Annotated in this window: 25 protein-coding genes and 1 tRNA gene; 10 read left to right on the top strand and 16 right to left on the bottom strand. The window is 42.8% G+C overall.

Translation table 11 applies throughout. The features are described 5' to 3' along the window. Positions 1–237 (bottom strand): acyl carrier protein, encoded by a 237-nt coding sequence (locus tag ACFSTG_RS05185; protein ID WP_013069791.1) that lies wholly within the window; start codon positions 235–237, stop codon positions 1–3. Between the two features lie 148 nt (positions 238–385). Between ACFSTG_RS05185 and purN the strand changes: the two genes are divergently transcribed. The 4 genes from purN (at position 386) to ACFSTG_RS05205 (ending at position 4443) form a co-directional block, all read left to right on the top strand. Then, positions 386–988: a phosphoribosylglycinamide formyltransferase gene (purN, locus tag ACFSTG_RS05190; protein ID WP_380749156.1), complete on the top strand. Its 603-nt coding sequence runs from the start codon at positions 386–388 to the stop codon at positions 986–988. Further along, a complete protein-coding gene (gene rnhA / locus ACFSTG_RS05195) occupies positions 981–1463 on the top strand; it encodes a ribonuclease HI (protein ID WP_380749159.1) in 483 nt (160 codons plus the stop codon). The genes purN and rnhA overlap by 8 nt, the downstream gene beginning before the upstream one ends. A 77-nt stretch (positions 1464–1540) precedes the next feature. Further along, positions 1541–2464, top strand: coding sequence for a PfkB family carbohydrate kinase (locus ACFSTG_RS05200; protein WP_380749162.1), 924 nt, complete (start codon positions 1541–1543; stop codon positions 2462–2464). A gap of 80 nt (positions 2465–2544) precedes the next feature. Further along, positions 2545–4443, top strand: coding sequence for an amidophosphoribosyltransferase (locus ACFSTG_RS05205; RefSeq protein WP_380749165.1), 1899 nt, complete (start codon positions 2545–2547; stop codon positions 4441–4443). Positions 4444–4826: 383 nt separating this feature from the next. Here the strand turns inward: ACFSTG_RS05205 and ACFSTG_RS05210 are convergent, their stop codons facing one another. After that, positions 4827–5594, bottom strand: coding sequence for a UDP-2,3-diacylglucosamine diphosphatase (locus ACFSTG_RS05210; protein WP_380749168.1), 768 nt, complete (start codon positions 5592–5594; stop codon positions 4827–4829). Between the two features lie 133 nt (positions 5595–5727). Here ACFSTG_RS05210 and ACFSTG_RS05215 point away from each other — a divergent pair, with 133 nt between their 5' ends. Both ACFSTG_RS05215 and ACFSTG_RS05220 read left to right on the top strand, forming a co-directional pair. After that, complete coding sequence (locus ACFSTG_RS05215) at positions 5728–6681, top strand: VOC family protein (protein WP_380749171.1); 954 nt, start codon at positions 5728–5730, stop codon at positions 6679–6681. Beyond that, positions 6681–7316 (top strand): alpha/beta hydrolase, encoded by a 636-nt coding sequence (locus ACFSTG_RS05220; RefSeq protein ID WP_380749174.1) that lies wholly within the window; start codon positions 6681–6683, stop codon positions 7314–7316. Before ACFSTG_RS05215 ends, ACFSTG_RS05220 begins: the two co-directional genes overlap by 1 nt. Before the next feature lie 5 nt (positions 7317–7321). Here the strand turns inward: ACFSTG_RS05220 and ACFSTG_RS05225 are convergent, their stop codons facing one another. Continuing rightward, entirely contained in the window at positions 7322–7774 is a 453-nt protein-coding gene (locus tag ACFSTG_RS05225; protein WP_380749177.1) for a 6-pyruvoyl trahydropterin synthase family protein, read from the bottom strand. Between the two features lie 147 nt (positions 7775–7921). Between ACFSTG_RS05225 and ACFSTG_RS05230 the strand changes: the two genes are divergently transcribed. Then, entirely contained in the window at positions 7922–8545 is a 624-nt protein-coding gene (locus ACFSTG_RS05230; protein ID WP_380749181.1) for a 2OG-Fe(II) oxygenase, read from the top strand. Position 8546: 1 nt separating this feature from the next. Here ACFSTG_RS05230 and ACFSTG_RS05235 read toward each other — a convergent pair whose 3' ends face one another. The 6 genes from ACFSTG_RS05235 to ACFSTG_RS05260 all read right to left on the bottom strand — a co-directional run bounded on the left by ACFSTG_RS05235 (position 8547) and on the right by ACFSTG_RS05260 (position 11729). Continuing rightward, a complete protein-coding gene (locus tag ACFSTG_RS05235) occupies positions 8547–8684 on the bottom strand; it encodes a hypothetical protein (RefSeq protein WP_380749184.1) in 138 nt (45 codons plus the stop codon). After that, the gene (locus tag ACFSTG_RS05240) at positions 8671–8856 is read right to left on the bottom strand and encodes a hypothetical protein (RefSeq protein ID WP_380749187.1); all 186 of its coding nucleotides are present in this window, start codon (positions 8854–8856) and stop codon (positions 8671–8673) included. The genes ACFSTG_RS05235 and ACFSTG_RS05240 overlap by 14 nt, the downstream gene beginning before the upstream one ends. A gap of 22 nt (positions 8857–8878) precedes the next feature. Then, positions 8879–9067, bottom strand: a complete 189-nt coding sequence (locus tag ACFSTG_RS05245) for a hypothetical protein (protein WP_380749190.1) — start codon at positions 9065–9067, stop codon at positions 8879–8881. Between the two features lie 2 nt (positions 9068–9069). Further along, positions 9070–9837: an enoyl-CoA hydratase/isomerase family protein gene (locus ACFSTG_RS05250; RefSeq protein ID WP_380749193.1), complete on the bottom strand. Its 768-nt coding sequence runs from the start codon at positions 9835–9837 to the stop codon at positions 9070–9072. Positions 9838–9900: 63 nt separating this feature from the next. Continuing rightward, on the bottom strand, positions 9901–11226 hold the full coding sequence (locus ACFSTG_RS05255; protein WP_380749196.1) for an MATE family efflux transporter: 1326 nt from the start codon (positions 11224–11226) through the stop codon (positions 9901–9903). Then, complete coding sequence (locus tag ACFSTG_RS05260) at positions 11226–11729, bottom strand: GNAT family N-acetyltransferase (protein WP_380749199.1); 504 nt, start codon at positions 11727–11729, stop codon at positions 11226–11228. The genes ACFSTG_RS05255 and ACFSTG_RS05260 overlap by 1 nt, the downstream gene beginning before the upstream one ends. A gap of 98 nt (positions 11730–11827) precedes the next feature. On the opposite strand from ACFSTG_RS05260, the gene ACFSTG_RS05265 reads away from it, so the two are divergent. Then, a tRNA-Ala gene (locus tag ACFSTG_RS05265) sits at positions 11828–11904 on the top strand. 105 nt (positions 11905–12009) lie between these two features. Here ACFSTG_RS05265 and ACFSTG_RS05270 read toward each other — a convergent pair. From ACFSTG_RS05270 to ACFSTG_RS05290, 5 genes are all read right to left on the bottom strand, one after another. After that, positions 12010–12864: an alpha/beta hydrolase family protein gene (locus ACFSTG_RS05270; protein WP_380749202.1), complete on the bottom strand. Its 855-nt coding sequence runs from the start codon at positions 12862–12864 to the stop codon at positions 12010–12012. Continuing rightward, positions 12858–15614: a PD-(D/E)XK nuclease family protein gene (locus ACFSTG_RS05275; protein ID WP_380749205.1), complete on the bottom strand. Its 2757-nt coding sequence runs from the start codon at positions 15612–15614 to the stop codon at positions 12858–12860. Before ACFSTG_RS05275 ends, ACFSTG_RS05270 begins: the two co-directional genes overlap by 7 nt. 64 nt (positions 15615–15678) lie before the next feature. Beyond that, on the bottom strand, positions 15679–17094 hold the full coding sequence (locus tag ACFSTG_RS05280; RefSeq protein WP_380749208.1) for an OmpA family protein: 1416 nt from the start codon (positions 17092–17094) through the stop codon (positions 15679–15681). A 325-nt stretch (positions 17095–17419) separates the two neighbouring features. Next, positions 17420–18613 carry a glycine C-acetyltransferase gene (gene kbl, locus ACFSTG_RS05285; protein WP_380749211.1) on the bottom strand — a complete coding sequence of 398 codons (1194 nt, stop codon included), beginning with the start codon at positions 18611–18613 and terminating at the stop codon, positions 17420–17422. 31 nt (positions 18614–18644) lie between these two features. Further along, entirely contained in the window at positions 18645–21788 is a 3144-nt protein-coding gene (locus ACFSTG_RS05290) for a UvrD-helicase domain-containing protein (RefSeq protein ID WP_380749214.1), read from the bottom strand. Positions 21789–22021: 233 nt separating this feature from the next. On the opposite strand from ACFSTG_RS05290, the gene ACFSTG_RS05295 reads away from it, so the two are divergent. After that, entirely contained in the window at positions 22022–22630 is a 609-nt protein-coding gene (locus ACFSTG_RS05295) for a superoxide dismutase (protein ID WP_380749217.1), read from the top strand. 291 nt (positions 22631–22921) lie between these two features. Here ACFSTG_RS05295 and recJ read toward each other — a convergent pair whose 3' ends face one another. Then, entirely contained in the window at positions 22922–24619 is a 1698-nt protein-coding gene (gene recJ, locus ACFSTG_RS05300) for a single-stranded-DNA-specific exonuclease RecJ (RefSeq protein ID WP_380749220.1), read from the bottom strand. A 258-nt stretch (positions 24620–24877) separates the two neighbouring features. Between recJ and ACFSTG_RS05305 the strand changes: the two genes are divergently transcribed. Then, the gene (locus ACFSTG_RS05305; protein ID WP_380749223.1) at positions 24878–25114 is read left to right on the top strand and encodes a hypothetical protein; all 237 of its coding nucleotides are present in this window, start codon (positions 24878–24880) and stop codon (positions 25112–25114) included. Position 25115: 1 nt separating this feature from the next. Here the strand turns inward: ACFSTG_RS05305 and rsmI are convergent, their stop codons facing one another. Further along, positions 25116–25787, bottom strand: coding sequence for a 16S rRNA (cytidine(1402)-2'-O)-methyltransferase (rsmI, locus tag ACFSTG_RS05310; RefSeq protein WP_380749226.1), 672 nt, complete (start codon positions 25785–25787; stop codon positions 25116–25118). Positions 25788–25802: the final 15 nt, after the last annotated feature.

The raw sequence follows: 25802 nt of genomic DNA on the forward strand, positions 1-25802 counted from the left end.
TTATTTCTTTGCGTCTTCAATGTAGGAAATTGCCTGACCAACAGTAGCAATATTCTCTGCCTGATCGTCTGGGATTTGAATGTCGAATTCTTTTTCAAATTCCATGATCAATTCTACTGTGTCTAATGAATCAGCGCCCAAGTCGTTGGTGAAGCTAGCTTCGTTTACTACTTCGTTCTCGTCAACGCCTAATTTGTCAACGATAATCGCTTTTACTCGTGATGCAATGTCTGACATAACTTGTGTTTTTAATTTTAAATTAAGTGGCAAAAATAAAAAACTTTATTTTAAAACCTGTTTTTACTTTAAAAATGTGACGGGAAATTACGTAATTTTCAGGTAAAGCAATTATTTTTACCTCCTAATAATTGTTAAGACTTCACTATTGCTGAGCTCCGGAAAAATACCAAAAAAGAAAATCGTCATCTTCGCTTCCGGAAACGGGTCGAATGCTGAAAACATAATCAGGTACTTTAATAAAACCGATAATGCAGAAGTATTGGCGGTTTTTTCAAACAAAAGATCAGCCAAAGTATTAAAAAGGGCACACGAACTGAAGGTCAAGGCCCTGCATTTTGACCGGGAAGCGCTTTATGAAACAAACGAGGTGCTCAACGTGCTGAAAGATCTTGAACCCGATCTCATAGTTCTGGCAGGTTTCTTATGGGTTTTTCCCGCCAAGATCCTCAAAAATTTCCCGAACCGGGTGATCAACCTTCATCCGGCACTGCTTCCGAAGTTTGGAGGCAAGGGAATGTATGGCATGAACGTCCATCGGGCTGTCATAGAACAAAAAGAACTGGAAACAGGTATCAGTATTCATTATGTGAATGAGAAATACGACGAGGGTGAAATAATATTTCAGGCCACCACCCCCGTCAAACCAGGAGATTCTGCCGAAGATATTGCTGAAAAGATACATGAGCTGGAATACGAACATTTTCCGCAGGTGATCGAAAAATTATTATTCCCTTCAAAAAATGACTAAACCACAGGTACATATCTTCACAGACGGAGCAGCAAGAGGAAACCCCGGTCCCGGTGGCTACGGAATAGTGATGGAATGGGTGGGGAAACCTTACCGGAAAGAATTTTCCAAAGGTTACAAACACACTACCAATAACCGTATGGAACTGCTGGCAGTGATCGAGGCTCTAAAAAAGCTCAAAAATCCCGAAACTACTGCCGTAGTATTCACAGATTCCAAATATGTGGCAGACGCAGTCGAAAAAGGCTGGGTATTCAATTGGGAGAAAAAAGGATTTAAGGACCGAAAAAATGTAGACCTCTGGATCGAATTCCTGAAAGAATACCGAAAGCATAAAGTGAAGTTCAAATGGATAAGGGGACACAATGACCACCCCCAGAATGAGCGTTGCGACCAGCTGGCGGTAGAAGCCTCCAAAGCATCCCGTCTGCTAATTGATTCAGGTTTTGAAGGAGCATCGAACGGTCTTTTTTAAGTACCTTTTTTTGCTGCGCATCCTTTATGGCTTGAAAAACAAAAACGTATATTTGCACCTCATTCTTAAAAAATTCTATGAGTAAGTTATTAATAGTGGGTACAGTAGCTTTTGACGCCATTGAAACCCCTTTTGGTAAAACAGATAAGATACTTGGTGGTGCAGCAACCTACATAGGCCTTTCTGCAGCACAATTTGATATAGACAGCGCCATCGTTTCTGTAGTGGGAGAAGACTTTCCACAGGAGTACCTGGATCTGTTAAAAGAACGAAATATAGATATCACCGGGACCGAGATAGTAAAAGGTGGAAAAACCTTCTTTTGGAGTGGGAAATATCACAATGACCTTAACTCCAGAGATACTTTGGACACCCAGCTTAATGTGCTGGCAAACTTCCAACCGGTCGTTCCCGAGGATTTCAAGTCACCCGATATAGTAATGCTTGGCAACCTGCATCCGCTGGTTCAGCTTAGTGTGCTGGAGCAACTGGAGCGCCCAAAACTGGTGGTGCTTGACACCATGAACTTCTGGATGGACAATACATGGGATGATCTCATGACGGTCATAGGTAAAGTTGACGCTCTTACTATTAATGATGAAGAAGCCAGACAGCTTACAGACGAATATTCTTTAGTGAAAGCAGCCCGTAAGATCGCAGAAATGGGTCCTAAATATGTAGTTATTAAGAAAGGGGAACACGGAGCCCTATTATTCCATGACGAACAGATCTTTTTTGCACCGGCCTTACCGCTTGAGGAAGTTTTTGACCCAACGGGAGCAGGGGACACTTTTGCCGGAGGTTTTACCGGATATCTGGCCCACACCGGCGACATCTCTTTTAAAAATATGAAGAATGCCGTAATTTACGGTTCCAACCTCGCATCCTTCTGCGTCGAAAAATTCGGAACAGAACGAATGCAAGATCTAAAGAAAGAAGAAGTGCATCAACGGCTGGAAGAGTTTAAGGCTTTAACCCAGTTCCAGATCAATTTAACCTGATAATATAACGCCCTGTAATTTCAGGGCTTTTTTTGTGACTAATTTTTTTCACGGGAGATCCCAACTTAAGGAAGTTTTTTATGAGTGACGCTTTAAAACATGAATGTGGAATTGCCCAGATAAGGCTGCTGAAACCTCTCGAATACTATAAAGAGAAATATGGCACTGCTTTTTACGGGGTGAACAAGATGTACCTGATGATGGAGAAACAGCACAACCGCGGCCAGGACGGCGCCGGTTTTGCCAGTATAAAGCTCAATACTCAGCCCGGAGACCGCTACATTAGCAGAATACGCTCCAATGCCGCTCAACCTATTCAGGATATTTTTGACCAGATCAACCAACGCATAAATAACGCGATAAAGGAGAACCCTGACTATGCCGATGATGTGGCCCTTCAGAAAAAACATATCCCCTACATTGGGGAACTCTTCCTGGGGCATGTTAGATATGGAACCTTCGGAAAAAATGACGTGGAAAGCGTTCATCCGTTCCTGCGGCAAAATAACTGGATGCACAGAAATTTAATAGTTGCAGGAAACTTCAACATGACCAATGTTCATCAGCTTTTCAATAATCTTGTGGAGCTAGGCCAGCACCCCAAAGAAAAAGCTGATACCGTTACAGTTATGGAGAAGATTGGTCACTTCCTGGATGATGAAGTGCGCAAATTGTACAAAAAATTAAAGAAAGAAGGCTACAGCAAAGTTGAAGCCTCTCCAATTATTGCCGAACAACTTAACATAACCAAGATCCTGAGAAAATCTTCCAAGAACTGGGATGGAGGTTATGCTATGGCAGGTTTACTGGGTCACGGGGATTCTTTTGTACTTCGTGATCCTGCGGGGATCAGACCGGCGTATTATTACCAGGATGAGGAAGTGGTTGTAGTTGCTTCGGAAAGGCCTGTAATTCAAACAGTATTCAACGTCGATTTTGAGAACGTTAAAGAATTACCACCGGGTCATGCCATTATCACCAAAAAAAGCGGTGAGGTACGCATCAAACAGATCCTGGAACCGCTCGAAAGAAAAGCTTGTTCATTTGAGCGAATTTATTTTTCCCGCGGAAGTGATGCCGAAATATATAACGAGCGAAAAATGCTGGGAAAACTGCTGATGCCTGAGGTGCTGAAGGCAATAGATCATGACACGGTCAATACAGTTTTCTCATTTATTCCCAATACCGCTGAAACCTCTTTCTACGGAATGGTAGAAGCAGCGCAGGATGAGCTGAACAAACAAAAGAACGAGGCTATTCTTTCTGAAAGAGAAACTCTTACAGATGCACGCCTTGAGGAGATCCTTGCCCACCGGTTGAGGACAGAAAAGATCGCCATCAAAGATGCCAAACTACGTACTTTTATCACCGAGGACAGTAGTCGGGATGACCTTGTAGCCCACGTTTACGATGTCACTTACGGAGTGGTTAAGCCCGAAGATAATCTGGTTATCATTGATGACAGTATCGTACGCGGTACTACCTTAAAGAAAAGTATCATTAAGATGATGGACCGTCTTAATCCTAAAAAGATAATTGTGGTCTCCTCTGCCCCGCAGATCCGCTATCCAGACTGTTACGGGATAGATATGGCAAGGCTCGAGAACCTGGTAGCTTTCCAGGCTGCTCTTGAGTTACTGAAAGAGACCGGAAAATATGATATCGTTGAGGAGGTTTATGAAAAATGCAGAAAACAGGTCGATCTTGAAGACAGTGAAGTCCGCAATTTTGTGAAAGAGATCTATGATCCTTTTACAAATGAGGAGATCTCAGATAAGATCTCAGAGCTCTTAAGCGAAGAGAGCGTTAAAGCTGAAGTAAAGATCATTTATCAAACCGTGGAAAACCTTCACCAGGCTTGTCCTCTCAATCTGGGCGACTGGTATTTTACGGGTAATTATCCCACCCACGGAGGTAACAGGGTGGTTAACAGGGCATTTATGAACTTTTACGAAGGAAATACAGACCGCGCCTATTGATATAACACTGATTTTCTGACAGTTATATTTGGCTGCGTGTATTATAACTAATATTTAGGTAGTTCATCTAAAAATATCGTAGAAGACACACAATATGTCTTATCTTAGCAGAGCCATAACATAAGTAGGTTAAGTTCATGGTAGATTTGGGGCAAAAAAGGTGGAGCTATCCACCTTTTTTATTTTGTATAAACCCATAAAAATCTCAGCAATTCACTTTTACTTCTTTAGAAAGTAATTCCCGAAAAGGCATTTTAAAAGACCACCTTTGAAGCCATGGCTTGCATGAGCAGATGGTTTGATGGATCACTTTTATTACCTTCCTGTTGAACCACCCTTGCAATACCGTACAGGCAGAAATCCCCGGCACCTGTTAACAGGTTCTAAGACTCAGGATCCTTCCACTCTTTAAGCAGTAGTTCTTTCCCGTCATAAACCCCGTAAGTATAAAAATTGATCCAGTCTCCCAGATTCATATAGGTGGAATCCTCCTGTAATTTGATATCTAGTGGAAGATGCCTGTGTCCGAAGATAAAGTAGTCGTAATGTTGGGTCTCCAGCTTTTTGCGGCAGTATTGGATAAGCCATTCATTTTCTTCTCCCAGGAATTTCACATCTTCATCTCCCGAGATCATTTTGTTCTTTACAGAAAAATATTGTGCCAGGGGAACACCCAGGTCGGGGTGCAACCAGCGGTAGAGCCATTTGGCGAAAGGATTGGTAAATACCTTTTTCATCCTTTTAAAGCCTTTATCTCCCGGTCCCAGGCCATCACCGTGACCTATCAGGAATTTTTTATTATTGAAGTTGAATTCCTTCGGTTTATGAAATACAGGAATACCAAGCTCCTTTTCAAAATAATCATCCATCCACAGATCATGATTCCCAACAAAGAAGTAAACAGGAGTGCCACTGTCCCTTATCTCTGCAAGTTTCCCCAGCACCCGCACAAATCCCTTTGGGACCACATATTTATATTCAAACCAAAAATCGAAAAGATCTCCCAGCAAAAAGATCGCTGCAGCGTCTTCGCTCACCTTTTCGAGCCATGCCACGAATTTCTCTTCACGGCGACGACTTTCTTCCGCAGTAGGTGCTCCAAGATGGTTATCACTTGAAAAATAGATCTTTTTACCTGTGGGGATTTCCATTTAAAATATTTTCAGTTGTAAATATATAGTTAAAAACTGCTAAGATAAAAGCAAAAGCAGAAATCGGCTTCCTTGCAACATCCCCCTTCTTTGTTTTTCAGGTAAAGAATATTAACTTTAGGAAAAACAGGCCATGAAGAAAAACATCACCGGGATCCACCACGTCACCGCCCTCGCCGGAGATCCGCAGCGTAACCTCGACTTCTATACAGGTATCCTGGGTTTGAGAATGGTGAAAAAGACGGTGAATTTTGATGCACCCGATGTTTACCATTTTTACTACGGCAATGAAACCGGGGAGCCGGGAACGATAATGACGTTCTTTCCTTATGAAGGAATTCAAAAAGGCAGGCATGGGAAAGGGATGCTGAATGTTACCACTTTTTCGGTTCCCACCACCTCCATGAGCTTTTGGGAAAACAGGTTCAAACAATACAATGTTAAGTTCACACCGGCACAGGACAGGTTTGAAGGGGAGGCTACCATTTACTTTGAAGACCCCGATGGTCTTGGTCTTGAACTGGTCTTCAATGACAAAGATTCCCGGCCTGGATTCACCTACGGAAACATTCCCTCAGAATATGCTGTCAAAGGTTTCCATAATGTAGAGATATGGCAGGAAGGTTATGAGCGCACTGCAGGATTACTGACTGGAGTTTTGGACCATAAGCTTATTGCCGAAAAGGGTAACAGGTTCAGGTTTGCTGCAACAGATGCACCGGGAAATTATGTTGATATCCTCTGTTCGCCTGATAGTCTTCGCGGACTAGGAGGTGGGGGGACCGTTCACCACCTCGCCTTTTCTACAGCCAATAAGGAAAGTCAGCTCCTCACCAGGGAGAAACTTTTGAATGCAGGATTTAACCCTACTCCCGTTCTTGACCGGCAGTATTTTGAATCTATTTACTTCCGGGAGCCGGGTGGGGTCCTGTTTGAAGTCGCTACAGCTGAACCCGGATTTGCCATAGATGAAACTCTCGAAAATCTGGGGGAAGGGCTAATGCTTCCGCAGCAGTATGAATCCAAAAGAGCCATAATTGAAAAGGCGATAAAACCCGTCAAACCAGATCCAAAAAAATTCAAATAATGTTACACAAGAAAGATTTTAAATACAGCGGAACACCCATAGAAAATGCAAAAAAAGTACTGGTAATGATCCACGGTCGGGGAGGCACGGCCGAAGATATCATGGAGGTAGCCACTCATTTGAAAATAGAGAACTTTGCCATTGTGGCTCCACAGGCTTATAACAACAGCTGGTACCCGCTCTCATTCATGGCTCCCGTAGAACAAAATCAGCCCTGGCTGGATTCAGCCCTGGAGTTGCTCGGGGAACTGGAAATTGAACTCAATTCAAAAGGGATCCCTTCTGAAAACATCTACTTCTTCGGATTTTCTCAAGGGGCTTGTCTTACCCTGGAATATGTCACCAGGAACGCAAAGAAATACGGTGGCGTAATTGCCATAATAGGCGGACTTATAGGAAAGAACATCAACACCGGGGATTACCTCACCAATTTTGAGCAAACACCGGTTTATTTAGCTACAAGTGATCCGGATGCCCATGTTCCTGTTGAGAGAGTTAACAGAACAGCAGAGATACTTGAAAATAAAAATGCCAGGGTGAAACTGGCGATATATAAAGATGGTGGCCATGCAATTCTCCCTGAAGAATTAGGGGTAGCAAATAATTTTATTTTCGGATATCCCGGGCCGTCGTAACAGGATCAGGCATTATCTGAAGCATACCATTCTGCATAAGAAGTCTCTGTCTCCTGAAGGCGCAGAGAGAACAACTTGATATGGTGGGGAAGACGGGATTTGATCTTTGTGGCGAAATCCTGTATCATATTTTCGCTGGTAGGCTGATAATCCACAAGGATCACATTATGGTCCCTTTCTTCCAGTTCTTTCGCCAGCTCTACATGCGGAGTGTTTTGGTTGAAAACGGTCGCATGGTCAAAAACATCGACCACCTCCTGCTTAACGATCTTTTTAAGGTCGCCAAAATCAATCACCATCCCCAGTTTTACGTTCTTTGTATCCCGAATAGGCTCTCCAATAACAGTCACCGCCAGTTTATAACTGTGCCCGTGAACGTTCTTGCATTTGCCGTCGTAACCATAAAGCGCGTGTCCTGTTTCAAATGAGAACTGTTTTGTGATCCTTATCAAACCCATGAAAATATTTTTTGCAAAGATAATGCTTTTTTACCGCCCCTATATCGACTCGAATTTAAGCTTACTCCCTTAGAATATATTTTCAAAAATGTTTTTCTGCTGGATATTATATTTACAAATACCTTTGCAGGCCCAAAAATTTAAGCAATGCAGATAATAGAAGAAAATCCGCTTTACGAAAAGATAATTTCAGACCTCCTGGAACAGAAATATTCTATTATTGAAAACTTCTTTGATCCTGTCCAGGTGGAACAGCTAAGGAATTCTCTGATGGAGAAATATGAAGAGGATAATTTCAAGAAGGCTGCAATAGGGAACAGAACGAATGAAGTGATCGCAAGGTCTATTCGGGGTGATTTTATTCTTTGGCTAAATGAGGCTAAGGCAGAGGAGGCAGAAAAGATATTTTTCAGTAAGATCAACAATTTTGTTGAATACCTGAATAAGACCTGTTACCTTGGGATCCTCCACAAGGAATTCCACTATGCCCTTTATCCTGAAGGAACTTTCTACAAAAGACATCTGGATACTTTTCAGAATGATGACAGGAGGAAGCTTTCCCTGGTATGTTATTTAAATGAGCAGGACTGGAAACCCGAATATGGCGGGGAATTAGTGATCTATCTTAATGACCACGGAAAAGAGATCGAGAAGATTATCTACCCGTTTCCGGGAAGAGTGGTGATCTTTGAAAGCCAGATTCTGGAGCATGAGGTGAAACCCGTAAAAACAGAGCGCCTCAGTATTACCGGATGGTTAAAGACGCGGTAACCTACTTTTTCTTCTTCAACTTTTTATAAAGCACTACCCCAATAAGGGCCAGGGCAATAAGGAGCCAAAAACCGGTTCCGCTTAAAAAGGTTAAGATGTCAAAGGTTTCCTCGTTAACGGGAACATCATTTTGATCCATTTTCATGTCGTTTACGCCAGCTGTACCGGGCATAATAAAATATGCCCAGCAAAAAAATAATTGCCAGCAGATAGAGCCAGTTGTCCTCCAGGAACGTCTCTACAGAAAATCCCCATTCCTGGTCTTCAGTTGCGGGTTTGTCCTTAGGTAAATGTTCTTGCTGAATATTCATATTTTAAGGATTTAATGGAAAATCACACGCGGGTTTTCCTGTTCTTTTTGCTGCGGAAAAAAGAAAAATATACCACAGTCGCAATAATTAAAACCAGTGCTGTAATTGTTTCGAAAAGATGACTTCCAACTAAATGGCCTATGGTATAACCTATTTGGTAAGGAATGCTTTTTGAAGTCTCTTCTGCGGCCTGGATTAATAAGGAGCTCATATTCATTTTTTAAATTTTGAAAGTGCATTTCTGGTAAATTCTGAAAGGACCAATTCGCCCGAAATAGCAGCCCTCTCAGGTAGCAACGAATCCCACTTGGAAGTTCCATCCCACAACACCTGCTTCATTTCATTTAGAGCTGCCGGATTATATCCTGCGAGTCTTTCAGTGAAGAATTCAAGTTCTTTATCCATTTCAGGAATTGATTCAAAAACCCTTGCATACAACCCCTTTTCTTTCGCCCAATAAGCATTTTTCCACTCATGTGCAGCCAGGGAAAGTTCTGCCAGGGCAGCGATTCCCATTTTGCGTTCTATAGCAGGTGCGATCACAAAAGGACCAATTCCTATACTTAGTTCAGACAACTTAATAGCCGCCTGTTCAGTAGCAAAACAATAGTCACAGGCTGCCGCAAGACCAACGCCACCTCCCACTGTCTTACCGTGTATCCTTCCAATAACAAGTTTTTTACATGTCCTCATCGCGTTGATCACATTTGCAAAGCCGGAAAAAAAGATCTTCCCCTGCTGCATATTTTCAACTGCCATAAGCTCGTCAAAAGATGCCCCCGCACAAAAAGCCTTTTCTCCCTCAGACCTGAGTACAATAAGCTTTACCTGCTCATCATCTGACAATTCTTTAAAAGCTTTCTCCAGTCTTTCAAGTAATTCTGAAGGAAAGGAATTACCCGCCGGGTGACCGAATTCTATAGTGGCGATCCCGTGGGTAATATGGGTATAGAGGCTTCCGTTCTCTCGGTTGGTGGTCATAGAAATTCTGCTTTACCTGTAAAGGTACACTTTACGAAATAAAATCAAAGAGCAGATGTTGGGCTAAGCCTCCTTTTTAAGATATTTCCTGCGAAATTTTATCACGAGTGCACTGCTTCGGATAATCATCCACACAAAAAAGGCGAACCAGATGGCGTACAGTTTCATTCCGAAGTAGTCGCCGAGTAAAAGCACAGGAGTGAATCCCAGGAAAGTGGCAAAAAGAAGTACATTCCGTAGATATTTCGCTTCCCCCAGGCCTTTAAAGATACCGTCGAACATGAAAGCCACAGCATTGACGGGCTGCATGAATAAGACCATCCAAAAGACCGATGAGAATAATACCAGCACAGATTCCTCTTTGGTGAACAGTCTGCCAATCTCGTCGTAAAACAGGCTACAGATCCCAATAAGGGTTATGGCAATAATTATGGAGTATTTACTTATGTCTATACTCAGGTTCCAAAGTCGCTTATAATCTTTCGCTCCCAATAACCTTCCCGAAATGGCATTTCCGGCATTGGCATACCCATCAATGAAAAAACTAAAGAATAACCAGATGTTCATCAGGATACTCTGCGCAGCAATGTAGTTCTTCCCGTATCCTGTGGCGTATGCATTCGCCAGATAAATGGCGAAATTAAGAGCAGCGGTACGAACAAACAGGTTGGCACTCATAAGCAGCAGGCCCCGCATCTGCGGATTGATCCTGGTACTTAGCCGCAGCCCGAATGGAGTTTTGCTGAAAAAGAAGTATAAGGCCATGACAAGCATCACCGCCTGTGAGATCACACTGGCTATTGCCGCACCCTGCAGGTGCATAGCAGGGAGGTAACCGTCTATTCCGTAAACCAGTAAATAATCCAATCCAACATTCAGAAAGGCTCCTGTAAGACTACATTTCATAGCCCATAGTGTATTCTGCAAACCCCTGAACACCCCAAAAAGTGCAAAGGTCACAAGGGTGAGTGGATATCCCAGTGCCCTTATCTGGTAATAGTCGGCCGCATAATTCAATACCAGGCCTTGCGCGTTGTATGCCCTGAAAATGGCACCTGCAAAATAAGCGGTTACCACATAGATAAATAGACTTAGCAGGAAGTTGAAAAAGATAGCCTGCGGCACCAGGGTCTTGACCGCATGCAGGCGGTTTGCCCCAAGGTGCTGAGATACGAGGGCAGAAATCGAGGTTTTGGTCTGGGCTACGATCCAAATGATCGCTGAAAGAAAGGAACCTACTAAACCCGCGGCGGCAAGCGCTTCTACAGGGTCGCGATCCACATTTCCTATTATGGCTATGTCTGTAAGGGAGATCAGTGGTTCAGCGATCCCGGCAATTATGGCCGGTATAGCAAGTCGGTTTATTTCCTTGAAGGAGACCCTACTCATTATTCCAGGATCTTTTCATAGCAGAAAAACGGATCATCACTTTGTTCCGGAAAGAAAACATTTTCCAATCTTATATATCCCCTGCTCTCATAAAATTTCTGATTTCGCTTGTTTCTGCTGAAGGTATCCAGCCTTACCGACAGGTATCCTTCTTCCAGAGCCGTTTTTTCAGCAAATTCCATCAGTTTTTGCCCGTACCCGGCTCCCCAAACCGAAGGGTGCGTTGCCAAACGGTGTACATAAAGGTTCTTCCCATTTGGGGTAAGCCATTTTACAGGAATATATTCTTCGTCCATAACGGGAGTCAAAGCGATGATCCCAAGGATCCTCCCTTTCTCCTCCAGGACAAAAAGTTCCTCCCGATCGATGTCTTTTCCCAGTATAGCCCTGGACGGGTAATGATCATTCCACTGAAAAATTCCATTTTTCTGCATGACCTGGGCACAAGACCCGGTCAAAGTTTTTACGGTGTTGAGATCAGAAAGTGTAGCTTTTCGTATCATGAAATTATATCAGGAATCACAAAAATAATTTTTATCATAAAGAAATAAACCCTTTACTCGTATAAATAATTTAATTACATTTGCCCTCAATATTAGTCGGGGGATTAGCTCAGCTGGCTAGAGCGTTTGGCTGGCAGCCAAAAGGTCATCGGTTCGACTCCGATATTCTCCACCAAAAACCACTGTGAAAGCAGTGGTTTTTTTGTTTCCCCTTATTTCTCTTCAAAAAGGCCATAGGTTCCCCCGAAGCATCGGGGCGGTATTTTAGAGCTGCCTCAGGTTAGTTTTCTTCCACAAACCCTGCTACCTTTTCGACGATCTTTTTCATAGCGTCTGAAAGGTGACTTTGATTCCAGGGGTGGGAAGACTCAAAAACATGATCACTCCCTTCCAGAAGGAACATTTCTGAACCCCTTATCCAATTATGGAGTTGATTAGCATCCTTAAGTTCCACCGTGGGATCTGCGGTACCGTGAATGATTAACACCGGGATCTGCAGTTCTTTTGCAGCACGGGAGATGGTTAACCTTTCTTCGTTTTTAATGAAATCTTCATAGAACTCAAACAGGTGAGGCATTTGCTGTTTAGTGCGGGTATTTTCAATATAGGCGATTCCTTTTTGTTCCCAGGCCCTCAATTCTTCCCCTTGAGGAAACCGGTCGCCAAAATCACTCACTGCAGCCAGGGTGATTAGTTTCTTGATCCTTCTATCTTCGGCGGCTTTTATGACCACAACCCCTCCTCCCCGGGAGTGTCCCATTAAAGTAATATCTGAGGTATTCGCCATTTCAGGATAAGGAAATTCGGGGCTACACAACCAGTCTAGGAGCACTTCCAGGTCATCCAGTTCCTTGGTGTAGGTATTCTCTCCAAATGCATCCAGATCGGGGAAATCAATGGGTTGCTCCAGCGTACCGCCATTGAAAGCAAAATTGAATTTAATGAACATATTGCCTTTTTTTGCAAATTCTTCTGCCATCAAGTTCCAGGCTCCCCAATCTTTAAATCCTTTATATCCATGACAAAAGATCACCACCGGTTTATTTCCGCCTTCTTCGGTGAAAAATAGATCAGTAATGACCGGCCGGCCATGTTTTCCCTGAAGTGCGATATTTTTATGCTTTTTGATTACCATGATTTTTGTTTTATTTCTTTTTCAGTAAAAGGAATATTAGGATCGCAGATCTCAAGGATCAGTTTTTCCAGTTGCTCTTTAAAGGCGCTGAGGGTTTCCCGAGTAATATCCTGATCTTTTACCGCTCCCCGGCCATTCTTGTCTTTTTTGGAGAATTTCAGGAATCCGTTCTGCAGGTTCTTGAAGGAAATGATCCCTGCCTCCACCGATTCTGTGATGGGATTTTGAGCATCCAGCAGACAAGCATACATTAAGATCTGAAAAGGTTTTGAATATTTATCGTAGTCACTGCTTATGTCCTCCCAGTCTACAATTTCCACCTTATTCTGATCTACTTTCCCGGTCTTATAATCAATGATCCTCAGCTTCCCGTTAAATTCATCCACCCGGTCAACAGTTCCCTTCAGGTTCACCGGGAAATCAAGTGCCGCGATGGAAAAACCTGAATTAAGCTTGTTTTCCACCTGCATGATCTTTATGCTGTTCCCTTCTTTTAAAGTTTTTATTTCACTCTTCAGAAAATTAATTACATAGCGTTTGGCTACCTCGAAAATAAGAAGGTTCTTCCCCCGGTTTAAAGGACCTGAACTGTAGTGTTCCCTAAACTGTTTCTCGATCTCCTGCGGAGTTGCTTTTATAGCTGCTTCGAGTTTGTCCACCGTTAGTTCCCGGTTTTCCCAGGCCATGTAAAATTCCTCCAGTGTATCGTGAACTACGGTTCCCAGGGTGTTAAAGGCTACGGTCTCTTCTACTTCCTCTCTTTCTCTAATGTTAAGAATGTATTGTTTATAAAAATCCAGGGGATTCCTAATATAGGTTGTAAGAGCAGATGGAGAAAAACCTCTTTGGGCGAGCTCCCTGATCCTGTTCATTATATCCTTATTCTTCTTAACGATTTTAAGGTCGTTTTGAATGGCTGGCACTTCGGGGGCAACTGTGTAGGCTGAGATCCTGTGATTTACCAGGGGCTCAATCTCCAGCTGTAGCAGGAACCTGCTTTTTTCCCCTGCGTTTAGTCCGTCAGTTTCTGTATTATACAACAGTCTCAGGTTTTCTGCCCTTTGCATTAAATGGTAAAAATGATAAGCATATACTGCATCTTTCTCCTTGTAGGTGGGTAGGTTGTAAGCGCATTTCAGGTCATAGGGAATAAAGGAATTACTGCTTTTTCCGGCGGGAAGCACCCCCTCATTGACCGAAAGAAGGATGACATTCTTGAAGTCGAGCACCCGTGACTCCAGCATTCCCATAACTTGCAGTCCTGTAAAGGGTTTTCCACGGAAATCCACGCTCTGACCTGAAACAAGATCTTTGTAGATCGAAAAAAGGGTTTTTAAAGAGGTAATGTGGGTGTATTCCAGCAGCAGGTTATTAAGCTTATTGATTAGTATATGGAATTGATACAGGAATTCTAATGTAAGTTTATCCTTTCCGGGATCCAACCCTTGCTTTATCTCATAAATGAGTTGCCTAATCCTGGTAATTGCTTCCCCGGGTTTCTCTCCCCATGAGGTAAAACACAATTCATGAATTTTCCGGCTTTTTTCGGGAGCAAGGTTGAGAATAAAGTCTGAGGATACATAGACCAGGTTCTGTTTCCTGATCTCTTCGGAAAGCAGTCCCGAAGCGCCACCGGTTATCCTTAAAAGAAGAGGGTGATTACTAATAGACAACAGGTCCTTATAATACCAGTCGTCCTTCCCGGTGGAATGCATTTTCAACAGGTCTTCAAAAAGAAAAGCTACAGGTGCATTCTTCAAAGAGAATCCCATCGTAACATTTACCTCAACTATATTAGGAGGAAGGGAATTCAATACCGGAAGCAACAGGCTTTCATCTCCCAACACCACGGCAGTATTCCTTACTTCTTCCGGAGGTAATTTTGCAAGGATCTCCCCCACGAATTTTGCCTGACCAATATTTTTGGGAATCCCAATGATCTCGATCTCTTTTTTCTTGCTAAAATCTAAGGAAACCGTTCTGAATTCTTTATCCCGGTAAAAAGGCCAGTTCTTGAGGTACTGCCTCATAAACAGCGAAACGTCATGTTGTTCGTCCTTAAGAAATACCTCATCTATATCCCAAAATACTTCTGCGGCCCCGGCCCTGAGCATTTGTTGAAAGATTTCCTGTTCAGCATTATTCAGGGCGTTGAACCCGGCAAAAATATGCAGGGAAGTATTGTTTTGAATATATTCATCGATCTTTTCGGAAGCTCTCCTGTAAACCATGCCCTGGTAGGCCATATCCTTTTCCTGAAGCTGCTTTTTTAACTGTTGATAATACACCGGTAATTTATTCCAGAAGGAAAGATAGTTCTCCATTAGTGGAGTTCGTTCCTCCTGCAGATACCAGTGGCTCATTTCCTGAATGTTCGCCAGGTACCCAAAAAAAGGATCGGGATCAATAAGGTAGCGGTCTATCTCATTGAAGTCATATAATAAAGTTTGTGCCCAGGAGGAAAAGGTGTCGAAGTTCTCCACTTCCTCTTTAGGGGTACACGTCACATATGCACTGTAAAATTCAAAAAGCGCAGTAATATTATCTACAGATTTAAGTCCCGCCACTTCCTGGGCAAAATCTTCAATACTCAGGATTTTAGGAGAAAAAACGGGTGCCCCGGTGAGGTTTCCTAACTCATGGACCAAATAGGATCCCGCCCTTTTGCCCGGTAAGATGAAGGTATATTCAGAAATGGGAATGTCTCGTGAAAGTAGCTCTTTCAGGGTTTGAGTAAGGAATGGAATCATGCCTAAAAATAAAAAAACGCCCCGATTAAATCGAGGCGTTTTTCAAAAGAATTTTTATTTCTTACTATTCTCCATCAGTATCAGTTGTATCCTGCTCCTGACCTTCAGCAGGTTCTTTCATCTGTCTTTCTTTGTCAAGAGAGATCTCTACCCTTCTGTTTTCCTGTCTTCCTTTAGCTGTATTGTTGGAAGCGATAGGCTGGCTTTCACCGTAACCTTCAGAAGTCATTCTGCTTTCAGGTATACCGGCTCCAATCAGGAATTGTCTAACAGAAGCAGCTCTTTCTCTTGATAGCTTCTCATTATAAGATTCACTACCTGTACTATCTGTATGTCCTTCAATGTGGAAGATAGTTTGTGGGTATTCTTTCATTATATCTGCGATAGACTGTAAAGTCTCTTCAGATTCAGAACGAATAGAAGACTTATTAAGGTCGAACAAGATCGTTCTTGAATATTCATTAAGTTCCTCGATAACTTCTACCGTTGGCTCAGGACATCCGTTGTTTTCAACAGTTCCGGCCACTTCAGGACATTCATCATCTTTGTCTAGAACTCCGTCGTTATCTTTATCTTCCCAAGGACAACCGTTGTTTTCAGCAGGACCGGCCTCATTTGGACACTCATCGTCGCTGTCTTTTATTCCGTCACCATCAGCATCAGGACAACCGTTCATTTCGGCAAGACCTGCAACAGTAGGACATTCATCCTTGTTATCAGAGATACCATCCCCGTCTGTATCAGGACATCCATTGAATTCAGCAGTACCTGCCTCCATAGGACATTCGTCATTACGGTCTTCAATCCCATCCCCGTCAGAATCAGGACATCCATTGAATTCAGCAAGACCGGGCTCCTCAGGACATTCGTCATCCTTGTCATAAACACCGTCGCCATCAGTATCTTTTCCACCCATAGCGAATTTGATACCGGCAGCATGTTGCCAGTGTGAATTGTAATCATCATCAAAGGCGTGCTTGTACATGGTTTGTACGGTAAGTGCAAAGAAATCTGAGAACCAGAAATTAATTCCACCGGTTCCGTCAAAAGTAGCATGACCATTGTCATCTACCCAGGTATAACCTGCACCGGCACCTAATACCGGATCAAACCAGCCGTCTTCACCACGGAAGCTGTAGTTAAATGTTCCATCTAAAGCATAATAAGTAAGATCATCCCATCTGTCATCTCCAAATTTAGTTAATTGGTTCACAGAACCGGCAGCTTCAAAATAGAAACCTGCTCCAATGTTTCTCGCTACAGAAAGTCTAGAGATCCCGGGAAGAACGTTCCAGTGGTCTCCTGTATTGAAAAATTCGTCAAAATACTCACCCAAGGGTGCATCTTCACCGGTGGGATAGAAATCCACCGCATTAATACCCAAACCTACGGCCCAGGGATTATTTTCATTCTGAGCCTGCATAGCGCCAAAACTCAAAATGCATAATGAAGCCAATAAAAATCTACTTAGATGTTTCATATTGAAGAGTTTAATTTTTTATTAGTTAGTTAAAACAAAAGTAGGCTGATTAACATTATTAACAAAGCCCGATATAATAAAGTTTTCTTAATAAACCCTTGAATACTGGTGTTCTGGCGGATTTTATCCGAATAAAATTTAGCGATTTATCTAAATTTTTGATAAAAACTTACAAAAACCCAGAACCTCATAAAGGTGAAAAAGAAGGGGTTAGCCCTTGGCTTCCTCTGCTGCTCTATGTTCTTAAAAGAGGAAATTTCCTCTCAATTTTTTTAACTAATAAGCCTCTTCAAAGTGAAGAGGCTTATATCATGAGTCGGGAACATCAGATCACTTTGAGTTCATTACCCACCTTTTTAAAGGCTGAAATAGCTTTATCGAGGTGTTCCCGGGTGTGTGCCGCCGAAAGTTGAACCCTTATCCTGGCTTTTCCTTTGGGTACTACGGGGTAAAAGAATCCAATTACATAGATGCCTTCTTCCAGCAGTTTGTCTGCCATGGTTTGAGATAATTTGGCATCATACAACATAACAGGAACAATGGCTGCCTCTCCGTCAATAATATCAAATCCCGCATCCACTATTCCTTTTTTGAAGTAAGCTGTATTTTCTTTTACTTTATTCCGAAGGGAGTCATCTTTCGAGAGCATATCAAAAACTTTGATCGATGCTCCTACAATTGCCGGGGCAAGTGAGTTCGAGAAAAGATAGGGCCGTGATCTTTGGCGCAGCATTTCTATGATCTCCTTTTTTCCTGTAGTATATCCCCCCATGGCGCCTCCCAGGGCTTTTCCAAGGGTTCCGGTAATAATATCGATGCGGTCCAGTACTCCTTTCTCCTCCAGTGTTCCAATACCATGATCACCTATAAAACCTGCGGCATGTGCCTCGTCAATCATCACCAGGGCGTCATATTTCTCTGCCAGGTCACAAATTTTGTCAAGAGGTGCAACCAATCCGTCCATCGAGAAAACCCCATCTGTTACCACGATCTTAAAGCGGGCACCATCTTCATTGGCCTGCTTCAGCTGAGTCTCCAGATCTTCCATGTTGCTGTTTTCATACCTGTACCTCGCAGCTTTACACAGTCTCACCCCGTCTATAATAGACGCGTGGTTCAGGGAATCTGAAATGATGGCATCCTCCTTTGAGAACAAAGGTTCAAAAACACCACCGTTGGCATCAAAAGCAGCTGCATAGAGAATGGTGTCCTCGGTTTTATAGAAATCGGCGATCTTTTTTTCAAGTTCTTTATGTATATCCTGGGTTCCGCAAATGAACCTTACACTTGACATTCCAAATCCGTGGGTGTCCATGGTATCTTTTGCAGCCTGGATAACTTCAGGATGAGAAGACAGACCAAGGTAATTGTTTGCGCAAAAATTGATCACTTGTTTACCACCTTCAATGGTGATTTCAGCTCCCTGGGGAGAGGTAATGATCCTTTCTTTTTTGAACAGACCTTCTTCCTTTATCTGTTCTAATTCGTCCTTTAAGTAGTCCTTTAAACCTCCGTACATATGATTATTTTTTACAAAATTACATTTCTTTTTAAACAACAGTCACCGCAGCCCCTTCATTTAAGTAGACCAGCAGTTTTTTATCAATTTGGTATCCCATTTCCTCCAGGACCTCAGCATATGAATTTATCTGATAACGGTGCTTATGGTCTTCTGCGCCTGTTTTATAGTCAATGATACTCACCAATTTTCCTGAAAAATTCAGCCTGTCCGGCCGCAGGATCTCACCTCTTCCGGTAACTATATCCCTTTCATTATAATTCTGGCTGCTTTCAGAATAATACTCCTTCAGTTGCGGATGATGCACCACCTGAAAGATGGTGTTCTTCACCTCTCCTTCATCCTGATCAATAAAAATCCCTTCTTCCCTGGCATTGAGCAGTACCCTGTCAATGTCTTTTTCAGAATTGATACGTGCGAAAAGATCATGAATGAGTTTACCTTTTTCAATGGCAGCTTCCTGGCGGGAATCCCATAACATTCCTGCTCTGGTGACAATTGATAGTCCATTACTTTCTGTAGGCGACGAATAAAAGAACTCCTGCTTTACAGATCTGCACGGTTCTTTCTCCCCGACAATTTCTTCATCAGGTTTGCCGAATTCATATTCAAGGCCTCCATCCCACTTCCCAATTTCCCGGAGATAAGAAATGAACAGACCCGAGAACTTATTGAGATTCTCATTGCCTTTCCTATCGATCTCCATTTTCGAGATCACATACAGCTGTTGTTCTGGCCGGGTGAGCGCTACATAAAGCACATTCAGGGCATCCAGCTGACTGTTAAAACAAAGCTCCTCATACAGTCTGCAGGCGTCATCACCCCAGTTCTTCATTTTTTCTGAAGCTCCTAAATAAGCTATGCCAATTTCATTCCCCAGCTTCTCCGGAAGGTTCATCCACACTGATTCCCTTGCCGTATCCTTTATTTGAGTGTTGGCAAAAGGGTATATCACCACAGGAAATTCGAGACCTTTTGCTTTATGTATGGTCAGGATCTGTACAGCAGCCTCGCCTTTAGGCACCACTATGCTCAGGGTGTCTTTTTTGCGCTCCCATTGTTCCAGAAATCCAAAAATTCCTGCTCCGGAAGAATGTGCGGTCTCATATACAAAATCCAGGTAAAACTGCAGGTAGGCATTGGTTTTCCCGGCGAGTTTAAAGCTCCTTATAATATACTCCACACCTTCATAGACTGAAAGGGAATCAAGGGTATCCAGTGAGAAATGGATATCAAAGGGTTTCAGTGCATCAAAGAAGGACTGCCCCTCCATGTTAAGTTTGCTCATGAGGAACAAAAATTCGTTTTCCACAGATACGGAATGCTTCAGCAAGAAATCCAGAATCCTCGATTTCAGGTCCCTGTCACGGGTATCCAGACTGAAATTAAGAATATCATTCACGAACATTACTTCAGGAGACCTTGATAGTAAAAGACTTTCCGCAGAAATAACGGGGATCCCGTGCTCACTCAGGAAATTGGCGATAACTATACTTTCTTTTCTTCTCCTGGTAAGAATGCACACGCTGCTTTTAGGCACTTGTCTTGCCTCCAGGTCTTGCAGGATCTCAAGCACCCGCTTCGGATAGGCTTCCATTTCTGCCTCGGCATTCTCTGCTTCCACGAAGGATATATTCAGGTAACCTTCCTGTGAACTCACTGGTTCCTGTGCGCTTGCCGTAAAAAGGTCCCGATGCTCCCCTTTCTCAAAACATGCCGCAGAAAAATTAAAGAACTCATTATTGAACTTTACAATGTTTTTTGCACTCCTGTAATTCTTTGGCAGCACCACCACTTTTTTGTGTTCCAGGCTAAACGGGTTCTTGTCACCGCACAACTCCATGAATTGCTCGGCCTTCCCGCCCCGCCATCTGTAGATTGATTGTTTGGCATCTCCTACCAGGGTAAGGCTCCCATGCTGGTTAAGAGTATGCTCCATAGTAAGAGTATGGTCAACCAGCGGAATAAGGTTCTCCCATTGCAACTGGGAAGTGTCCTGGAATTCATCAATGAAATAGTGCCGGTAACGTTCTCCCAGACGTTCATAAATAAAAGGAGCCGGCTGATCTTTGACAGCTTTACCAATAGTTGCATTGAACTCAGAGATCAATACCACCGCATTTTCTTTTTTGATAGCCTCGATCTCTTGCTGAATAGCACTGAGCAAGGAAATTGGCACCAGGTTTTTTTCTACCGCCTCCAGTAGTTGTAAGGTAGTGATCCTACTTTGGGCCTTTTTATAAATTTCAACTATCTGAGGCTGGATTTCATCCAGGATCTCCTTTTTTCCATCTGACAACTTATTGGCGTAAAGTGGCTTTTCGGCAAGATTCAATTGCCACGTAGCAGTAAAATTTACGTTAAGATCCCCTTTTTGAAGCTTCAGAAAAAATTTAGGGCAATATCCGCCGCTAAAATCTGTCATCTCAACCGCATTATTACTCAACAGTTCAAAAAAGGAATTAGCCAGATCATTTATAGCGAGTTGCAAATCCTTTTGCTGTTGTTTGATCGTCTTCCGAAGCTTTTCAAAATCTGAAATACTCTTGGTTTTCAACACCTCAAGGAAATCCCTGCTGGTTTCCTGGGTAAGGAGTCGAGCAATTTTTAAAAGATCCCGGGAGATATCCCAGCTTTTATCATCATCGGTCTTTCCTAAAACAAAATTAACCAGAATACGGGTGAGGGCAGAATCCTCTCCTGCCTTGCTTACCAGCCTGTCAACAGCCTCACTCAATACTTCTTCGGTATTGAGTTCCACCTCAAAATTAAGCGGCAGGTCCAGATCTCTTGCGAAGGTACGCAGAACCCGGTGGGTAAAGCCGTCAATGGTTGAAACCTCAAATGCGGCATAATTATTAATAATACTTTTGAGAAGTTGATAGCTTCTTTTCCCAATTTCTTCGGAAGATAGTCCGGTCTCTTCACACAGAAGTTTAATAAGGTTCTCCCCGCCGGAACTTCTCTCTGCCGCCGATAGGGAAAAAAGACTTTCGATGATCCTGCTTTTCATTTCTGCAACGGCCTTATTGGTAAAGGTTATCGCGAGAATGTTCCTGTAACTGTCACGCTGTCCTGATGTTAACAGTAAGACCAGGTATTCTTTTACCAGGGTAAAGGTCTTCCCTGAGCCTGCTGAAGCATTGTAAATAGTGAATGAATTGGGTGCTTTCAAAAATTTTTTTACTAAAGTATAAAATGCATTTCAGAATCCTGAGATCCAAATCCCCGGAACTTGGAAATTACTTAATTTTCAATGACTTCTGGTTTTATTAATTAATCAATGATAAAAAATACTAAAACTGCCAAAGCTTTAAGGATATTATAACGTTTTATAATTCGGTTTAAAATCCCTAATTCTTAAATTTGGGGTTGATCAGATTAATAACAATTAAAACAGAAATAATTATGGCTTTTGAGTTACCAAAATTAAAATATGCATTTGATGCACTGGAGCCTCACATTGACGCCAGAACAATGGAGATCCACCACGACAAACACCATGCCGGCTATACCAGCAAATTGAATGCTGCTATCGAAGGAACAGACCATGAAGGGAAGACCATCGAGAATATTTTAAATAATCTCGACATGGAAAACAAGGCGGTGCGTAATAACGGAGGTGGTTACTACAATCACAATCTTTACTGGGAGATTATGTCTCCTGATGGTGGCGGAAAACCGGAAGGTGATCTGGCAGCAGCTATTGAAAAGACCTACGGTTCATTTGACGCCTTCAAGGAAGAATTTTCAAAAGCCGGGGCAGGTCAATTTGGTTCCGGATGGGCATGGTTATGCGTGAAGGAAGGTGGAAATCTTGAGATCTGCTCAACTGCAAACCAGGATAATCCCTTAATGCCCGGGATAGGTTGTGGAGGAACTCCCATCCTTGGAATGGACGTATGGGAACATGCTTATTATCTTAAATATCAAAATCAGCGTCCCGCCTATATCGATGCCTTCTTCAATGTGATCAACTGGGAAGAGGTATCAAGAAGATATGCCCAGCAAAAATAATTAGTTAGTTAATTAAGTTGGACACTGCCGGGAAGAAATTTTCCGGCAGTTTTTTTGCTGAACCGGGAAGTATTAAAATAAAAAAAGGTGGAAAGATCCACCTTTTTTTGCCCCAAATCTACCATGAACTTAACCTACTTATGTTATGGCTCTGCTAAGATATGTAAACCCCTGATTATCAAAAACTTTTTTAGATAAACTACAGGGAAATTAGTTGAAGAACCTCAGCAAAATTTTAGTGTAAGAAATAGAAAACAGATATTAGCTAAAAGGTGAAAAATTACCCCCGTATCAATCGGGATTTATATCCTTTATTTTCAATTGGATACTTATATTCCCGTTGAACTCATTTTCTTCTATAGCATAAACCGCTTTTACTTTTGCTCCATCAGTCAATAATTCGCATTTTTCACCAATTCCGAAGCCAATCCCATCGAAACTTACAGGAGATGTTCCCTGTTTCAACCTGCATTTAAGGTGAGAAGCATCTGCTCCTACGCATTTTGCAAAACCGGTGTCTTTTAGACCACGCGTCATAAATACCGGACTCATATTGCCCGGGCCAAAAGGAGCGAACTGTTTGAGGATGCGATAGAATTTCGGGGTAATCTCCTTCAGGTCAAGCTCTGCATCTATAGCTATTTCAGGGATCAAAAGGTTCCTGTCAATGCTTGCAGCAACTACTTCTTCAAACTTCCTTTTAAAATTTTCATACTGTTCAGACAGCATAGTTAGCCCGGCAGCATATTTATGTCCTCCAAATTGTTCTATGTATTCACTGCAGCTTTCAAGTGCATCATATACATCAAAGCCTTTCACAGATCTTGCTGATGCCGCCAGTCTATCACCGCTACGAGTAAAAACCAGCGTTGGCCGGTAATAGGTTTCGGTAAGTCTTGAGGCGACGATCCCTATCACTCCTTTATGCCAGTTGTCGCGGTAAACTACAGTTGTGAGTCGTTCCTGCTCCTTTAGCTCGTCAATTTGCGCAAGTGCCTCCACGGTAATTGTCTTATCTGTTTCCCGGCGGTGCTGATTATAAGTTTCAATTTCGGCGGCAAAGATCCCGGCCCGGTCTTCATCTTGTTCGGTAAGCAGGTTCACAGCGTGCAGCCCGTGTTTCATTCGTCCGGCCGCATTGATACGCGGGGCAATGATGAAAACAACATCTGTTATGGTGAGCTGCTGCTTTTTCACCTGTTCCAGGATGGCCTGAAAACCTGCCCGCGGGGCGGTATTTATAACATTTAATCCGTGGTAAGCCAGGATCCTGTTTTCCCCGGTAATCGGCACGATGTCTGCTCCAATGGCTGTGGCCACAAGATCAAGGTAAGGGATAAGAAGTTCAAAAGGCTCCCCCCGTTTTTCATTCAGAGCCTGTAGAAGCTTGAATCCAACCCCGCAGCCACATAATTCTTTATAGGGGTACTCACAATCTTCCCTTTTTGGATCAAGGACCGCAACAGCATCAGGGATCTGCTTTCCGGGGCGGTGATGGTCACATATAATGAAATCAATTTTCTTCTCTGAAGCATACGCCACCTTTTCGATTGCCTTAATTCCGCAGTCGAGAGCAATAATGAGCGAAATATCGTTATCTGCCGCGAAATCAATTCCCTTATATGAAACCCCATATCCTTCGTCGTAACGGTCTGGTATATACGTTGCTACATTTGGATAGAAACTTTTTAGATAAGAAGAAACGAGGGCGACGCTGGTTGTCCCGTCAACATCATAATCTCCGTAAACCATGATATTTTCGCCGTTTGAAATTGCCTGCAGTATTCGCATAACAGCCGGTTCCATATCCTTCATCAGGAAAGGGTCGTGAAGGTCCTCAAGCGAAGGCCTGAAGAATTTCCTTGCTTCCTCATAGGTATTTATTCCCCGCTGAACCAACAGTGATGCTATAGGTTTACCCACCCCCAGTTCTTTGGTTAGTCGAATTACCGTCTCCGGGTCAGGTTTAGGTTTAAGGGTCCAGCGCATGTATTATTTTTTTCAAAAGTACAGATTGTTTCAATTTATACGTTCTTACAATGTTCTCAAAAAGGTAAGAAATGAAGAAAATTCTTTCTGTAAGATGTGCTAAAATGAATTTTTCACAAGCTTCTTATTTTTTTATAAATTAGTGTCAAATTATTTCAGAATGAGAAGATTAAGCTTAATAGCAATTGCAGTTTTTTTCTATGCTTGCAATAATCTGCAGACTCTGGGGAAGTAGTTTCTATTTCAAATACTGAGACCATGGAATTTTTTCTTGCCAGCGCCAGGCCTGTTGAAGGCAGATTCAGCATCACAACTCAGGCAGAACATTTTACTGTTAGTGAGATCCAGCATCGGGATCAGGGTGTCTGTTACGTTTATAAACCTGAAGAAGGATATACTGGCGCCGATCTTGTAGAGATAAAAAGAGCTGATTCAGACGGAGCAAATATCTATTCGGAAACGATCACCACCTTCACTATTAAAGTGACTAATTGATTTATTTCCTTCCTCCTACAATAACCACAATTTCCCCTTTAGGTGGCTTTTGCTCGTAATGCTTTAATACTTCCTCAGCAGTGCCTCGTATGGTCTCCTCATGCAGTTTGGTGATCTCACGGGAAACCGATACCGGTCTCTCTGCCCCAAAATATTCCACAAATTGTGATAGGGTCTTCAGGAGTTTATGCGGGGATTCATAGAGAATGATGGTGCGGGTCTCTTCGGCCAGAACCTGTAGCCGTGTCTGGCGACCTTTCTTAACAGGTAGAAAACCTTCAAAAACAAATTTATCATTGGGCAGGCCGCTGTTTACCAAAGCCGGTACAAAGGCTGTGGCTCCCGGCAGGCAATCAACTTCTATTCCTGCCTCCACACAGGCACGGGTTAACAAGAATCCGGGGTCACTTATTGCCGGGGTACCGGCATCACTTATAAGGGCAACGGTTTTCCCGTTTTGTATTTGTCTTACCACGTTCTCCACGGTCTTATGCTCGTTGTGCATATGATGGCTCTGCATGGGGGTATTGATGTCATAATGCTTGAGAAGTTTCCCGCTGGTACGGGTATCTTCGGCGAGAATAAGATCAACTTCCTTGAGTACCCTGAGGGCTCTCAGTGTAATATCCTCCAGATTTCCTATAGGAGTAGGTACCAGAAAAAGTTTAGACATAATTTACCTTTTCCC

The organism is Salinimicrobium flavum (assembly GCF_042684505.1).
GTDB lineage: Bacteria > Bacteroidota > Bacteroidia > Flavobacteriales > Flavobacteriaceae > Salinimicrobium > Salinimicrobium flavum.

What these genes read in the sequence shown, in the direction of transcription:
- ACFSTG_RS05185 (WP_013069791.1), bottom strand. Translation starts at nt 237, where the DNA reads ATGTCAGACATTGCATCACGAGTAAAAGCGATTATCGTTGACAAATTA.
- rnhA (WP_380749159.1), top strand. Translation starts at nt 981, where the DNA reads ATGACTAAACCACAGGTACATATCTTCACAGACGGAGCAGCAAGAGGA.
- ACFSTG_RS05200 (WP_380749162.1), top strand. Translation starts at nt 1,541, where the DNA reads ATGAGTAAGTTATTAATAGTGGGTACAGTAGCTTTTGACGCCATTGAA.
- ACFSTG_RS05205 (WP_380749165.1), top strand. Translation starts at nt 2,545, where the DNA reads ATGAGTGACGCTTTAAAACATGAATGTGGAATTGCCCAGATAAGGCTG.
- ACFSTG_RS05210 (WP_380749168.1), bottom strand. Translation starts at nt 5,594, where the DNA reads ATGGAAATCCCCACAGGTAAAAAGATCTATTTTTCAAGTGATAACCAT.
- ACFSTG_RS05215 (WP_380749171.1), top strand. Translation starts at nt 5,728, where the DNA reads ATGAAGAAAAACATCACCGGGATCCACCACGTCACCGCCCTCGCCGGA.
- ACFSTG_RS05220 (WP_380749174.1), top strand. Translation starts at nt 6,681, where the DNA reads ATGTTACACAAGAAAGATTTTAAATACAGCGGAACACCCATAGAAAAT.
- ACFSTG_RS05225 (WP_380749177.1), bottom strand. Translation starts at nt 7,774, where the DNA reads ATGGGTTTGATAAGGATCACAAAACAGTTCTCATTTGAAACAGGACAC.
- ACFSTG_RS05230 (WP_380749181.1), top strand. Translation starts at nt 7,922, where the DNA reads ATGCAGATAATAGAAGAAAATCCGCTTTACGAAAAGATAATTTCAGAC.
- ACFSTG_RS05235 (WP_380749184.1), bottom strand. Translation starts at nt 8,684, where the DNA reads ATGGATCAAAATGATGTTCCCGTTAACGAGGAAACCTTTGACATCTTA.
- ACFSTG_RS05240 (WP_380749187.1), bottom strand. Translation starts at nt 8,856, where the DNA reads ATGAATATTCAGCAAGAACATTTACCTAAGGACAAACCCGCAACTGAA.
- ACFSTG_RS05245 (WP_380749190.1), bottom strand. Translation starts at nt 9,067, where the DNA reads ATGAGCTCCTTATTAATCCAGGCCGCAGAAGAGACTTCAAAAAGCATT.
- ACFSTG_RS05250 (WP_380749193.1), bottom strand. Translation starts at nt 9,837, where the DNA reads ATGACCACCAACCGAGAGAACGGAAGCCTCTATACCCATATTACCCAC.
- ACFSTG_RS05255 (WP_380749196.1), bottom strand. Translation starts at nt 11,226, where the DNA reads ATGAGTAGGGTCTCCTTCAAGGAAATAAACCGACTTGCTATACCGGCC.
- ACFSTG_RS05260 (WP_380749199.1), bottom strand. Translation starts at nt 11,729, where the DNA reads ATGATACGAAAAGCTACACTTTCTGATCTCAACACCGTAAAAACTTTG.
- ACFSTG_RS05270 (WP_380749202.1), bottom strand. Translation starts at nt 12,864, where the DNA reads ATGGTAATCAAAAAGCATAAAAATATCGCACTTCAGGGAAAACATGGC.
- ACFSTG_RS05275 (WP_380749205.1), bottom strand. Translation starts at nt 15,614, where the DNA reads ATGATTCCATTCCTTACTCAAACCCTGAAAGAGCTACTTTCACGAGAC.
- ACFSTG_RS05280 (WP_380749208.1), bottom strand. Translation starts at nt 17,094, where the DNA reads ATGAAACATCTAAGTAGATTTTTATTGGCTTCATTATGCATTTTGAGT.
- kbl (WP_380749211.1), bottom strand. Translation starts at nt 18,613, where the DNA reads ATGTACGGAGGTTTAAAGGACTACTTAAAGGACGAATTAGAACAGATA.
- ACFSTG_RS05295 (WP_380749217.1), top strand. Translation starts at nt 22,022, where the DNA reads ATGGCTTTTGAGTTACCAAAATTAAAATATGCATTTGATGCACTGGAG.
- recJ (WP_380749220.1), bottom strand. Translation starts at nt 24,619, where the DNA reads ATGCGCTGGACCCTTAAACCTAAACCTGACCCGGAGACGGTAATTCGA.
- ACFSTG_RS05305 (WP_380749223.1), top strand. Translation starts at nt 24,878, where the DNA reads ATGGAATTTTTTCTTGCCAGCGCCAGGCCTGTTGAAGGCAGATTCAGC.
- rsmI (WP_380749226.1), bottom strand. Translation starts at nt 25,787, where the DNA reads ATGTCTAAACTTTTTCTGGTACCTACTCCTATAGGAAATCTGGAGGAT.